This window comes from Streptomyces sp. KMM 9044 (genome assembly GCF_024701375.2).
Taxonomy (GTDB): domain Bacteria; phylum Actinomycetota; class Actinomycetes; order Streptomycetales; family Streptomycetaceae; genus Streptomyces.
Genome location: NZ_CP113910.1, coordinates 5,024,830 through 5,037,194 on the forward strand (window position 1 = coordinate 5,024,830; position 12,365 = coordinate 5,037,194).

At 72.2% G+C, this 12,365-nt stretch carries 9 protein-coding genes and 2 pseudogenes; 6 read left to right on the forward strand and 5 right to left on the reverse strand.

Annotated features, from left to right (window positions below; translation table 11 throughout):
* Positions 1–38: 38 nt before the first annotated feature.
* Entirely contained in the window at positions 39–1,091 is a 1,053-nt protein-coding gene (locus HUV60_RS22630) for a hypothetical protein (RefSeq protein WP_257849064.1), read from the reverse strand.
* Between the two features lie 166 nt (positions 1,092–1,257).
* Positions 1,258–3,852 (reverse strand): aminopeptidase N, encoded by a 2,595-nt coding sequence (gene pepN, locus HUV60_RS22635; protein ID WP_257849065.1) that lies wholly within the window; start codon positions 3,850–3,852, stop codon positions 1,258–1,260.
* 171 nt (positions 3,853–4,023) lie between these two features.
* On the opposite strand from pepN, the gene HUV60_RS22640 reads away from it, so the two are divergent.
* Positions 4,024–4,671: a DsbA family protein gene (locus HUV60_RS22640; RefSeq protein WP_257849066.1), complete on the forward strand. Its 648-nt coding sequence runs from the start codon at positions 4,024–4,026 to the stop codon at positions 4,669–4,671.
* A 49-nt stretch (positions 4,672–4,720) separates the two neighbouring features.
* Here the strand turns inward: HUV60_RS22640 and HUV60_RS22645 are convergent, their stop codons facing one another.
* Positions 4,721–4,963, reverse strand: a complete 243-nt coding sequence (locus HUV60_RS22645) for a hypothetical protein (RefSeq protein ID WP_257849067.1) — start codon at positions 4,961–4,963, stop codon at positions 4,721–4,723.
* A gap of 132 nt (positions 4,964–5,095) precedes the next feature.
* Positions 5,096–5,738, reverse strand: a pseudogene (locus tag HUV60_RS22650) (superoxide dismutase).
* 432 nt (positions 5,739–6,170) lie between these two features.
* Here HUV60_RS22650 and HUV60_RS22655 point away from each other — a divergent pair.
* The 5 genes from HUV60_RS22655 (at position 6,171) to HUV60_RS22675 (ending at position 10,621) form a co-directional block, all read left to right on the forward strand.
* Positions 6,171–6,776: a biotin transporter BioY gene (locus tag HUV60_RS22655; RefSeq protein ID WP_257849068.1), complete on the forward strand. Its 606-nt coding sequence runs from the start codon at positions 6,171–6,173 to the stop codon at positions 6,774–6,776.
* Between the two features lie 524 nt (positions 6,777–7,300).
* A complete protein-coding gene (locus HUV60_RS22660; RefSeq protein WP_257849069.1) occupies positions 7,301–7,786 on the forward strand; it encodes a ribose-5-phosphate isomerase in 486 nt (161 codons plus the stop codon).
* A gap of 136 nt (positions 7,787–7,922) precedes the next feature.
* A complete protein-coding gene (locus HUV60_RS22665; protein ID WP_257849070.1) occupies positions 7,923–8,747 on the forward strand; it encodes an Fpg/Nei family DNA glycosylase in 825 nt (274 codons plus the stop codon).
* A 127-nt stretch (positions 8,748–8,874) separates the two neighbouring features.
* Entirely contained in the window at positions 8,875–10,053 is a 1,179-nt protein-coding gene (locus HUV60_RS22670) for a PP2C family protein-serine/threonine phosphatase (RefSeq protein WP_257849071.1), read from the forward strand.
* 82 nt (positions 10,054–10,135) lie between these two features.
* Positions 10,136–10,621 (forward strand): HD domain-containing protein, encoded by a 486-nt coding sequence (locus tag HUV60_RS22675; protein WP_257849072.1) that lies wholly within the window; start codon positions 10,136–10,138, stop codon positions 10,619–10,621.
* A gap of 112 nt (positions 10,622–10,733) precedes the next feature.
* Here the strand turns inward: HUV60_RS22675 and HUV60_RS22680 are convergent.
* Positions 10,734–11,838: pseudogene (locus HUV60_RS22680) on the reverse strand (acyltransferase family protein); the annotation flags it as partial.
* Positions 11,839–12,365: the final 527 nt, after the last annotated feature.

Below are 12,365 nucleotides of genomic sequence, written 5' to 3' on the forward strand. Positions count from 1 at the left end.
TCGGGGCGAACGGCCCGGGGCTGTGTCCCGGGACCGGTTCAGCGAGGCAGGACCACGACGTGGGCCGCGGGTTCGCGGTCGTCCGCCGCCGTCAGGGCCGTACGGATCACCGCCGCCTGTTGCTCCGCCGCGTCCCGCAGCCTGTGCGGGGCGACCCGCACGACCGTGATGCCGAGCCGCTCCAGGTACTCCCGCCCGCGGGCGTACTCGGACCGCAGGACGTCGTCGTCCGGACGTTCCTCCCGGCGGATGTCCAGGTGGAGTGCCACGGCCTGCTGCGGCCAGTACGCGTCCAGGCCGCCGAGGTGGGGGCCGCCCGGCAGGCGCAGGTCGACGTTCCACAGCGGGTCGGGCAGGCCGTACTCGCGCACCATCCGGTACAGGCGGTCCTCCGCGTGCGCGCGGCCCTCGGCCACCAGGGAGTTCACCGCGTCCTCCACGTGCGGCCGGTTCAGCAGCTTCGCGGCGGTCAGCTCCCCTACCAGCGCGGCCGCGTCGCAGTGGCCGCCGACCACCGCCTCCGCGAGCAGCCTGCGCGCCGTGCCCGTGTCGTCCAGGCCCGCCACCGCGTCGGCCAGTGCCCGCGGGACAGGCGCCACCGGTACGCCCGCCACCCGCTCGGGGGCCGGCAGCACCGGGGCGCGGACGATGCGCACGCAGCCCGTGGAGCGCAGCCGGCGCAGCCGCGGGACCAGTACGTCGAAGGTGTCCAGGGAGGGCAGCGGGGGAGCGGAGGAGAAGCCGTGCAGGGTCAGCGCGGCAAGACCGGTGATCATCGCGTCCTCGTAGTGGGGCGCCGTCGAGTCGGCCGGGCCGGGCTGGACGGGGACGCGCCCGGACCGGGCGGACGGCCGCTCCCGGGTCGTGTACAGCAGCACCGCGTGCAGCCGCTCCTCACTGGTCGGCGGACCGGGGTGGAGCAGGAGGACGCCGGGCAGGAGCCGCTGCCAGGGTCCGCCGGGACGGCACTGGTCGTCGGCCTTCGCGGCCGAGACGCCGTACGCGCGGAGACGGGCGGTCGTGAGCACGCGCCGCGGCCCGGCGTCGAGATGGCGCAGAGGACGGGGGGAGAGCGGGGAATCGTGGTTCATGTCCGGCAATTTCCCGCGCCGGATCGGCTCCCGAACCTTTGTTACGCGCCCGTCGACAATTCGGCACAAGCCTGCCCCGGGGGAAGCGTGTTCGGATGTCGAAAACCCCTGGTCCATTCGGGTGGGGCCAGGGGTTACGGCTGTTATTGACCGAATTCCGTAACGGTCACCCCGCCGCCGCGTCGCACGCCTGGCCGCGCAGCGCACGGGCCAGGTCGTCCCGGGCCTCCAGCACCAGACGGCGCAGAGCCGGGGGCGCGTCCTCGTGGGCCGCGAGCCACGCGTCCGTCGCGTCCAGCGTCCCGGGCGAGTCCAGCAGTTCGGGGAACAGACCCCGTACCACGTGCATGCCGATCTGGATCGACCGTTCCTCCCACACCCGTTCGATCACCGCGAAGTACTTCTCCGCGTACGGGGCGAGCAGCTCCCGCTGCGAGGGCTGGGCGAAACCGGCGATGGTCGCCTCCACCAGCGCGTTGGACAGCTCCTGCGACTCCACGACCCGGTCCCAGCCCGCCGCCTTGACCTCCGCCGACGGGCGGGCGGCCAGGCAGCGGACCTGGTGGCGCCTGCCGGAGGCGGTGTCGTCCCGGGCCAGCTCCTCGGCCAGCGCCTTCTCGTCGGCGAGCCCGTGCGCGGCCAGCGGCTCCAGGAACGCCCAGCGCAGCTCCTGGTCGATGTCGAGCCCTTCGACCGTCACCGTGCCCGACAGCAGCTCCCGGAGCAGCTGGAAGTCGCCCGGCGCACCGGCCGACCGGGCGAAGAAGCGGGCCCAGGCCAGCTGCTGCTCGCTGCCCGGCGCGGCGGCCTCCAGCTCGCGCCGGGCTCCCTCGGCGAGCAGCCGGCCGCCGGTCTCCCGCCAGGCGGGCGCCGCGTAGTGGACGAGCGCCGACTCGGCCCAGGCGTGCAGCATCTGGAGCACGCCGATGTCGGACTCGCGCCCGCCGAACCGCAGGACCAGGTCCACGAACTCCCGCGCGGGCAGCAGCGCGTCCCGGGTGAGGTTCCACAGCGCCGACCAGCACAGGGCGCGGGCCAGGGGGTCGGTCAGCGCGCCCAGGTGCTCGCGGAGCGTGGCCAGCGAGGTCTCGTCGAAGCGGATCTTGCAGTACGTGAGGTCGTCGTCGTTGACCAGCACCAGCTCGGGCGTCTCGGCCCCGGCGAGTTCCGCGACGACCGTACGGGCCCCGTCCACGTCCGCCTCGGCGCGCGCGTACCGCTCCAGCACGCCACCGTCCGTACGCCGGTACAGGCCCACCGCGACCCGGTGCGGGCGCAGTTCGGGGAACGCCTCGGAGGCCTCCTGCACCACTGCCAGCTCGTCGATCCTGCCCTCCGCGGTCAACAGCACCTGGGGTGTCAGGGAGTTGACTCCGGCCGTCTGGAGCCAGGCCCGCGACCACGCCCTCATGTCGCGCCCGCTGGTCTCCTCGAGGACGGACAGCAGATCACCGAGCCGGGTGTTGCCGTACGCGTGCCGCTTGAAGTAGCGCCGGGCGCCCTCCAGGAACGCGTCCTGGCCGACGTACGCCACCAGCTGCTTGAGCACCGAGGCGCCCTTGGCGTACGTGATGCCGTCGAAGTTCAGCTTGGCGTCCTGAAGGTCGCGGATGTCCGCGGTGACCGGGTGCGTGGACGGCAGTTGGTCCGCGCGGTACGCCCAGGCCTTGCGGCGGTTGGCGAAGGTGACCCAGCCGTCGGTGAACCGGGTGGCGCCCACGAGCGAGAAGGCGCCCATGAAGTCGGCGAAGGACTCCTTCAGCCACAGGTCGTCCCACCACCGCATGGTGACCAGGTCGCCGAACCACATGTGCGCCATCTCGTGCAGGATCGTGTTGGCGCGGCCCTCGTAGGACGCCCGGGTGACCTTGCCGCGGAAGATGTACTCCTCCCTGAAGGTCACCAGGCCCGGGTTCTCCATCGCGCCCAGGTTGTACTCGGGCACGAACGCCTGGTCGTACTTCCCGAAGGGGTACGGGTAGTCGACGTGGTCATGGAAGAAGTCCAGGCCCTGCTTGGTCACCAGGAAGACGTCGTCGGCGTCGAAGTGCGGCGCGAGACCCCTGCGGCACATCGCGCCGAGCGGGATCTCCAGCCGTGTGCCGTCGGGCAGTTCACGCTCGTAGGAGTCGGTGACGTAGTGGTACGGCCCGGCGACCACGCAGGTGATGTACGTCGAGATCGGCTTGGTCTCCGCGAACCGCCATACGCCGTCGGTGAGTTCACCGACCCCGTTGCTCCACACCGTCCAGCCCTCCGGGGCCCGCACCTCGAAGCGGTAGGGCGCCTTGAGGTCGGGCTGCTCGAAGTTGGCGTACACCCGGCGGGCGTCGGCCGGCTCGTACTGGGTGTAGAGGTACACCTCGCCGTCCTCGGGGTCGACGAAGCGGTGCAGGCCCTCGCCGGTACGGGAGTACGCGCACCACGCGTCGACGATCAGCTCGTTGTCGGCGGCGAGGTCGTCGAGGAGCAGCCGGGAGCCGTCGAACACCTCGCCCGGGTCGAGGTCCCGCCCGTTGAGCGAGACGGCCGTCACGCTCGGCGCGATCAGGTCCGCGAAACTGCTCGCGCCGGGCTCCGCGCAGCGGAACCGGACGGTCGTCACCGAGCGGAACGTGCGCGGCCCGTCCACGCCGCCCCCGCCCTCCCCGCCGGCCGTGCCGGTCGCGGTGCGCAGGTCGAGGGACACCTCGTACCCGTCCACCGACAACAGCGCGGCCCGCTCCCGGGCCTCGTCGCGGGTCAGGTTCTCACCGGGCACAGGCGGACTCCTCATGCGTCGTCGACATCGACAGGTCTTGTACAGCACCGATCCTGCCATGCGCCCCTGACGCGTGGCAGGAGGGAAGGGGAGGGGCGGGAATGAGGGGCGGAGCGCGGGTGTTTCCCGGGCGAGAGACCGACCGCACCTGATTTCCTCCCGAGGAGCGACATGCCGGACACGTCCCCCACCACTCCTGTCGACTTCTGGTTCGACCCGCTGTGCCCCTGGGCCTGGATGACCTCCCGCTGGGTGCTGGAGGTGGAGAAGGTGCGGGACATCAAGGTCCGCTGGCACCTGATGAGCCTCGCCGTTCTCAACGAGGACAAGCTCGACGAGCTGCCCGAGGAGTATGCCGAGATGCTCGCGACCAAGGCGTGGGGCCCCGTCCGTGTCGTCGCCGCGGCCCGGGAGGAGCACGGCGCCGAGGTGCTCGGTGACCTCTACACCGCGATCGGCACCCGCATCCACAACGACGGCGAGGGCCCGGCGAAGGGGGCCGTGGCCGCCGGCCTGAAGGAGGCCGGGCTGCCCGGCTCCCTCATGGACCACTGGGACGCCACCCCCTACGAGCCCCAGCTGCGCGCCTCCCACAAGGAGGGCATCGACAAGGTCGGCCAGGACGTCGGCACCCCGGTCATCGCCGTGCCCGGCGCCGACGGCGAGCAGATCGCCTTCTTCGGCCCGGTCGTCACTCCAGTCCCCAAGGGCGAGGAGGCCGCCCGCCTCTGGGACGGCACCCTCGCCGTGGCCTCCGTCCCCGGCTTCTACGAGATCAAGCGGACGCGGACGAAGGGCCCGGACTTCGGCAACCTGTGACGGGACGCTCCGGGGCCGGCCGCTTCGGACAGGGGTGACACCGGGACCGTCACTCCGGTTCGGGCAGGCGGATGGGCTTGGGGAACGGCTTCACCGTCCACCCCGTGCGCAGGTTGCGGCACTGCCTGCCGGACTCCGGGTCCAGTACGTTCACGCAGATCCAGAACTCGTTCACCCCCGCCCGCCCCAGCCTCTCCTTGAGCTGCTCCCGCTCCGCCCTGTTCAGCTGACGATGCGGCTGCTCCGCGTCGCACGTCGAGCAGGGGTACTTCTTGGTCCTGGCTGTCGTCATGAGGAACTTTGACCCGGAACGCCGCATACCGGAAGCCCCCGCGAGTCGAGTCCTCGCGGGGGCTTCCGTCTTTCCGCCTGCCGGGTGAACGGTGAGAAGGCGATCACGGGGCAGGACGTTCGGGAACAGCCCTCAGGGGGAGAGCGGGAGCGCATCCGTGCGGGACTTCGCGGCCTCGTGGCGCCTGGCCACGTCCTGCCAGTTCACGACGGCCACATGGCCTCGATGAAGTCGGCCCTCCGGTTCTTGTACTGGAGGTGGAAGGCGTGCTCCCGGGCGTCGAAGACCAGGATCGGGGTCGCGCCCTGTCCGACGTTGCCCTGGTGGTCGTAGGCCTGCTCGACGATCAGCCGCCCGCTCAGCGGCTCGTACGCCAGGACGCCCCAGCCCGGCCCCCCTGCGGGGCCGCCGCGGCCTTGGTCAGCTGCGCCTTGAAGCCCGCGAAGGAGCCGAAGGACACCGCGATCGCGTCGGCCGGCTCACCCACGCCGTCCTTCTCCGGGGGCTCGCCGCCGCCGGCACCGGTCATGTTGTGCCAGTAGATCGAGTGAAGGATGCGCCCGGAGAGATGGAACGCCAGGTTCTTCTCCAACCCGTCGACCGAGTCCCGCGACTCCTTGTCCCGGGCCTCCGCGAGCTGCCCCGGCGTGTCGTTGGCGTCCTTCACGTAGGCCGCGTGGTGCTTGTCGTGGTGCGGCTCGATGATCTCGGGGCTGATCACCGGTGCGAGCTCCGCGTGGTCGTACGGCAGGTCGGGCAACGTGTAGACGGGCATGGGCCCCCTTCGGAACACTTATTGCAACCAGCTTGCAACTGCACGCTAGCAGCAGAAGGGGCGGTGCGGGTGCCCGGTACGCGCGGAGGCGCAGAGAGTGGGGAGTGGACGCATCCTGTTCGGAGGATGCTGTTCCGGTTACCCGGCGGCCGGGAGCCCGCCGGCCGTCCCCGCCCCCGTCCACCGGCAGGAGAAAGCCCGGGCCGCCTGCTTTGGCGGGACCCTACAGACGCCGTACGGCCGGGTCCTGCAGGAGAGGCCACGTCACCGCAGTGACCGGCGTCACCCCGTCCCCCCGGTTGGCGGGGGTTCTTTGTCCGGAGCCCACCACGGGCGCGCCGGAGCCTTTGTCGGGCGCTGACGGTGATCGGCGCGAGGGCGCTGGGATAGCGTCGCGGTGTCCCGAACCGCCCTCACCTCCGCGGAGTCCTCATGAGCACCGCAGCCGCCCCATCCGCTCCGCCCCGGCAAGGCGGGACCCGAGTCGGTCTGGTCCTCGCCGACCTCGTCCCGGCGTCCCGCGTACGGGACGTCGCCCTGGTCGCCGGAGGTGCCGCGCTCACCGGCATCGCCGCCCAGCTCGCCGTCCCCGTCCCGGGCTCCCCGGTCCCGGTGACCGGCCAGACCTTCGCCGCGCTGCTCGTCGGCACCGCCCTCGGCGCCCGGCGTGGTCTGTTCGCTCTCGCGCTGTACGCGATGGCGGGCGCCGCCGGTGTGCCGTGGTTCGCCGAGGGCGGGTCCGGCATCGGGATGCCGTCGTTCGGCTACGTCCTCGGCATGCTGCTGGCAGCGGTCGTGGTGGGTTCCCTCGCCCGCCGCGGCGCCGACCGCTCCGCCTGGCGAATGGCGGGCACCATGCTGCTCGGCTCGGCGGTCGTCTACTCCGTCGGCGTGCCCTACCTGGCGCTGGCCACCGGCATGTCGGCCTCCGCCGCGGTCGCGGCCGGCCTCACCCCGTTCCTCGTCGGCGACGCCCTGAAGGCGGCGCTGGCCATGGGCGTACTGCCCACCGCCTGGCGGTTCGTCAACAAGCATTGACGGCAGGGTTCTTCGGGCCGGTCAGGCGCGGATGGACGGGGGGAAGGAGGCCGGCCGGGCGCGTGCACAGGGCCCGGCCGGCCTCCTTCCGCGTTCCCGGCGCTCATGGTGCGAGGCCACCGGTGAGCCCGCCGGCGGGTCCGGTCGGCCCTCCTGCCGCCGTGGCCGCCGCGACGGCCACCACAGCCCGGCCGTACGGACCACGCCCCGCCGGCCGTGGCGTCCGCGCCGCCCGGTACGGCGGGCGGCACCCCACCCGCCGTCGGCGGCACCTCCCGCCCGGCCGTCCTTCCGCCGGGAGGCCGGCGGGTCCGCCCGGCACGCACGTCTGCTCGGCTTCGACGCGGACGGGAAGCCGTGCCGGACCAACACCTGGTACCAGCCGCACACCGAGGACACCGCGCTCAGCACGTACGAGAAGGTGAAGGAGAGCTTCACGCTGCTCCGACCCGGCCCTTGCGCTCCCCCGCCCGTGGCCCCGCCCCGGCGTGCCCGCACGCGATCAGCCGTGTCACACTCGGAGCATGCGCGTGTACCTCGGTTCCGACCATGCCGGATACGAACTCAAGAACCACCTCGCCGCGTGGCTCAAGGACGCGGGTCACGAGCCCGTCGACTGCGGGCCCCACCTCTACGACGCCCAGGACGACTACCCGCCCTTCTGCCTCCGCGCGGCCGAGCGGACCGCGGCCGACCCCGGCAGCCTCGGCATCGTGATCGGCGGCTCCGGCAACGGTGAGCAGATCGCCGCGAACAAGGTGAAAGGCGTCCGGGCGGCCCTGGCGTGGAGCGAGGAGACCGCGGCGCTGGGCCGCACGCACAACGACGCCAACGTGGTCGCGGTGGGGGCGCGCATGCACACCACGGACGAGGCGACGAAGTTCGTCGAGATCTTCCTGGGCACCCCCTTCTCGGGCGACGAGCGCCACAGCCGCCGCATCGACATGCTCGCGGACTACGAGACCACCGGCGGCCTCCCCCCGATCCCGCCCCACCACCCCCAGCAGTAACCGGCGGCCGGCCCGTACGCTACCCGCCGGGGAGCAGCAGCTCCTGCGACGGGACGCACGGGCGCGCCGGCTCCGGCAGGCAGGGGCCGGCGGCGGACGAGGGCAGAAGAGAACAGAGAAGGAAGGGGCCGGACCCGTGCCGGAGGGCCACACCATCCACCGGCTGGCCGAGGACTACGCCGCCGCCCTCGCCGACGGCGGCCCACTGCGCGTCACCAGCCCCCAGGGCAAGTTCAGCGCCGCCGCCCTCCTCGACCGCACCCCCCTGCACGCCGCCGACGCCCACGGCAAGCACCTCTTTCTCGGATTCCGTGACCCGGACCCCGAGCACACCGCCTGGGTCCACATCCACCTCGGCCTCTTCGGCAAGGTCGCCCTGGGCCCGGCCCCCGCGCCCCCGCCCACGGACACCGTCCGCCTGCGCCTCGCGCATCCCACGGCGTACGCCGATCTCCGCGGACCCGCCACCTGTGCCCTGATCACCGGCCCCGAGAAGCGGGCGATACACGACCGCCTCGGCCCCGACCCCCTGCGCCCGGACGCCGAACCGGACGCCGCGTACCGCAGGATCAGCCGCAGCCGTACGACGATCGCCGCGCTTCTCATGGACCAGAAGATCATCGCCGGCGTCGGGAACGTCTACCGCGCCGAAGTCCTCTTCCGGCACCGCATCGACCCCTACCGCGCGGGCCGGGACATCACCCCCGCCGAGTGGGACGCGATCTGGGCCGACCTGGCCGGGCTGATGCGCGAGGGCGTCCGCAACAACCGCATCGACACCGTCCGTCCGCAGCACACCCCGGAGGCGATGGGCCGCCCGCCGCGCGTCGACGACCACGGCGGCGAGGTGTACGTCTACCGCCGGGCCCATCAGCCCTGCCACATCTGCGGCGGCGAGATCCGCACCGCCGGTCTCGCCGCCCGTAACCTCTTCTGGTGCCCCGCCTGCCAACACCGTTAGAGATTTTCCGCCGGACGACCCCCGCGACGGCGCCGGGTGAAGTTGACTGTGAAGCCGGTCCCCCAACGAGGGACAACCAGGACCTCCCGTGCCAAGTGGCCGGTCCGATGGATAGGGTCCCGAAGTAATGGCAGCAGGACGAGAGAGGCGCGCAGAAGCCGACACGTTGACGGCCCGGGTGAAGAAGCAGTGGCACCGGGCCCGCGTCGGCGTGCGCCGGGCCGCCGTCGACTACTTCCGCGGGGACGGCTCCGACTGGATAGCCCTCGCAGGGCTGCTGCTGACGGTCCCCCTCATCGCGGTGGCGACCCTCGCCAACTCCGTGTGGTTCGCGCCGTCCGCGCTGGTCCTGCCGATCGTCGCCGGCGGGCTGCTGCTGCGCCCGGCGAGCCTGCTCAGCCTGTACGCGGCGGCGGCGACCGCGCTGATCGTGGAGGCCGTCCGACTCGGCCCGTACACCGAGGGCGCCTCCCGGGTCACCCCCGGCGTCGTCCTCGTGGTGGCCGCCGGAGGCTTCTTCGGCCTGGTCGTCGCCCAGTTCCGCAGCCGGGTCGGCGTGCCCTGGCGGCGGGGCGGCACCATGCTGTTCGACCTGCGCGAACGCATCCGCGTCCAGAGCCAGTTGCCGACCCTGCCGAGCGGATGGCACCGGGAGATGTCCCTGCGTCCCGCGGGCGGCCAGTCCTTCTCGGGCGACTTCGTGGTCGCCGCCCGCACCAACGGCGGGCGCACGCTGGAGGTCGTCCTGACCGACGTCTCCGGCAAGGGCATGGACGCGGGATCGCGCGCCCTGCTGCTGTCCGGTGCCTTCGGCGGCCTGCTCGGCAGCCTCCCGCCGCACGCCTTCCTGCCGGCCGCCAACGGCTATCTGCTCCGCCAGGAATGGGAGGAGGGCTTCGCCACCTCCATCCACCTTGTCCTCGACCTGGACTCCGGCGACTACGAGCTGTACTCCGCCGGACATCCGCCGGGCCTCCAACTCAGTGCGGGCAGCGGCAAATGGGAGGAGAAGACGGCCGACGGCCCGCTCCTCGGTGTGTACGACGGCGCCCAGTTCGACCCGGTGAAGGGGGCGCTGCGTGCCGGCGACGTGCTGATGCTGTTCACCGACGGTCTGGTGGAGACGTCGGAGCGGGACATCGTCGAAGGCATCGACCGCCTCACCGGCGAGGCCGACCGCTATGTCGCCGGCGGCTTCCACGGAGCGGCCTGGCATCTCATCGAAGCGGTCGCCAAGGACGTCAACGACGACCGGGCGCTCCTGCTGATCTGCCGCGAGGGCCCGACAGCCGCCGTGACCCGCTGACCGGGTGCCGGGCGGCTCGGCGCCGTCACTCTTCTGCCGTCCTCCTGTCTGCTCGTCGTCGCGGGCGAGGGACACTGGAAGGGTGACCGGGACACCGCGCAACCTGCTGACCCCCGCCCAGATCGAGGCGACCGCCCGCGCCGTGCACGAGGGCCAGACCGACAAGGCGGGCGTACCGTACGGCGAGCACCTGAGGGCCGTCGCCGAGGGCGTCCGGGTGCGCGGCGGCGACGAGGAGCAGGTCGCGGCGGCCTGGCTGCACGACGCCGTCGAGGACGGCAAGCTGTCGCAGGAGTGGCTCCGGGAAGCGGCACTGACCCGGCGGACCAAGGACATCGTCCTCGCGGTCACCAAGCGGTCCGGGGAGCCGCCCGAGGTGTACGCGGCCCGCATCCTCGCGACGCCCGGCGCACTGCTGGTGAAGGAGGCGGACCTGGCGCACAACGCCGATCCGGCGCGGCTGGCGGTACTCGACGGTGCGACCCGCACCCGGCTGACCGAGAAGTACAAGCGGATGCGCACTCTCCTCGGCCTCGTGGCGGGCGAGCGGCCGGACCGGCCGGCCTGACCGGACGCACCAACCCACTGGACCGGCTAGGCGGAGACCTGTTCCTGAGCCTCCCGGGACGCAGGGGTCTCCCGCCCCTCCCCGGCCGCCGGCCCCTCCCGATTCCCGCGGCGCGCCCGCGGGCCGGTTCGGCGGCGTCGCGCCTGAACGCCCGGCTCCACCGCGAACCGGAAGACCCGCTGCACCGGCTTGGAGCACAGGAACGTCACAAGGACCGCGGCGCACACGGTCACGGCGACCGCGCCGCCCGGCTCGTGCAGCACCGGGTGCTCGCACCAGCCCCGGTAGTCACCGGCCTTCACCACGAACCCGTGCAGCAGATAGCCGTACAGCGTGCCCGCGCCGAGCGCGGTGAACCACATGTGGCGGCCCGGCACCCAGGCGAAGAAGCAGGCCGTCAGCAGCAGGGAGCAGGGAGCAGGGAGCAGGGAGCAGGCGGACAGGCGGACAGGCGGACAGGCGGACAGCACCAGCACCATGACCGGACCGGCCCACCAGGGAGCGCCCAACTCCTGCGCGGAGTCGCGGTGGTAGAGCCACCCGGTGGTCATCCGGGGTTCCGCCCACCAGGCGAGTGCCGGTGCGGAGACGAACACGGGCACCGGGAGGATCCGCACCGAGCGGCGGCGCACCAGGTGGAAGTGCCCGGGCTCCATGCACAGGCCGAGCACGAAGGAGGGAAGGAACCGCAGGGCCCGCTGCAGATCGAGGTCGTCGCCGATCTGCGGGGAGACGCTCGCCAGCACGGCGATGCCGAGCGGCAGCGGGTGACGCACGACCTTCCAGACCGGCGTGGTCAGCCGTCAGACGAACAGCGCGCACGGGAACCAGGTCAGGTACCAGGGCTCGAGAAGACTGGTCTCCTGCTGCGGGTCGCTGTCGACGACCCGCTTGAAGAGCGGATAGGCCGTCTCGAAGACGACGTAGGGCACGGCGACGCCGGTGATCAGCCGCCGCAGCCGGTCGGGGCGCATGTCGAAGCCGTGCGAGAAGTAGCCGGAGACGATGATGAAGGCCGGCATGTGGAACGCGTACACGACGGTGTACGCGGCCTCCAGGGACCGGCTGTCACCCTTGACGGGCTCCCAGAAGTGGCCTGTGGCCACCAGCACGATCGCCAGGTACTTGGCGTTGTCGAAGAACGTGTCCCGCCGCTTGCCGGAGCCCGGTGCTCCGGACGCTCCGCGGCTGCCGTTCGGTCGTGGCGATTCCGGCACAGGGCCACCCGCCAGGAACTCGGGGGAGGGGGGCGCACTCGCTGTGCTTCGGGGGGCGGGGCAGGGTGGAACATCTGAGGCACCCTGGCATTCGCCGTGGAGGGCGTAAAACTCCACGTCATTCCGACTCTCCATTCCGGATACCAGCGATCGGTGAATGCGGGCGGCTTTGCCGCCGTGGCGGCCGGTACACGCGCAACGCACTGCGCGAGCGGGGCTCCCAGAGTGTCCGGGCGCCTGTTGTGCGCTGATTGCCCCAGGGTGAACCGTGCATATGCCTCATCGTGCGAGCTCGTGGGATACCCATTCCATTCCCTTTCGCGGCCTGCCCGAGGGCTCGTCGGGAAGTGGGGGAGGCAAGAGGAAGTGGCCGTGGACGCGTTGTGTGGATACGGCAAGGGTCCGGTCGAATTCCGCCTACGGGTGGTGAGTCGAATTACCGTGCGAGATCGAACCGTTGGCTTCGCGCGGGACCCGTCCGGCACACTGTCGCACCCGGCCCGTTGCCCCTCGCGGGCGGACGCGCG

Bases quoted from the DNA above. Each gene is read 5' to 3' on its own strand.
- HUV60_RS22630 (WP_257849064.1), bottom strand. From the start codon at position 1,091: ATGAACCACGATTCCCCGCTCTCCCCCCGTCCTCTGCGCCATCTCGAC.
- HUV60_RS22640 (WP_257849066.1), top strand. From the start codon at position 4,024: ATGCCGGACACGTCCCCCACCACTCCTGTCGACTTCTGGTTCGACCCG.
- HUV60_RS22645 (WP_257849067.1), bottom strand. From the start codon at position 4,963: ATGACGACAGCCAGGACCAAGAAGTACCCCTGCTCGACGTGCGACGCG.
- HUV60_RS22655 (WP_257849068.1), top strand. From the start codon at position 6,171: ATGAGCACCGCAGCCGCCCCATCCGCTCCGCCCCGGCAAGGCGGGACC.
- HUV60_RS22660 (WP_257849069.1), top strand. From the start codon at position 7,301: ATGCGCGTGTACCTCGGTTCCGACCATGCCGGATACGAACTCAAGAAC.
- HUV60_RS22670 (WP_257849071.1), top strand. From the start codon at position 8,875: ATGGCAGCAGGACGAGAGAGGCGCGCAGAAGCCGACACGTTGACGGCC.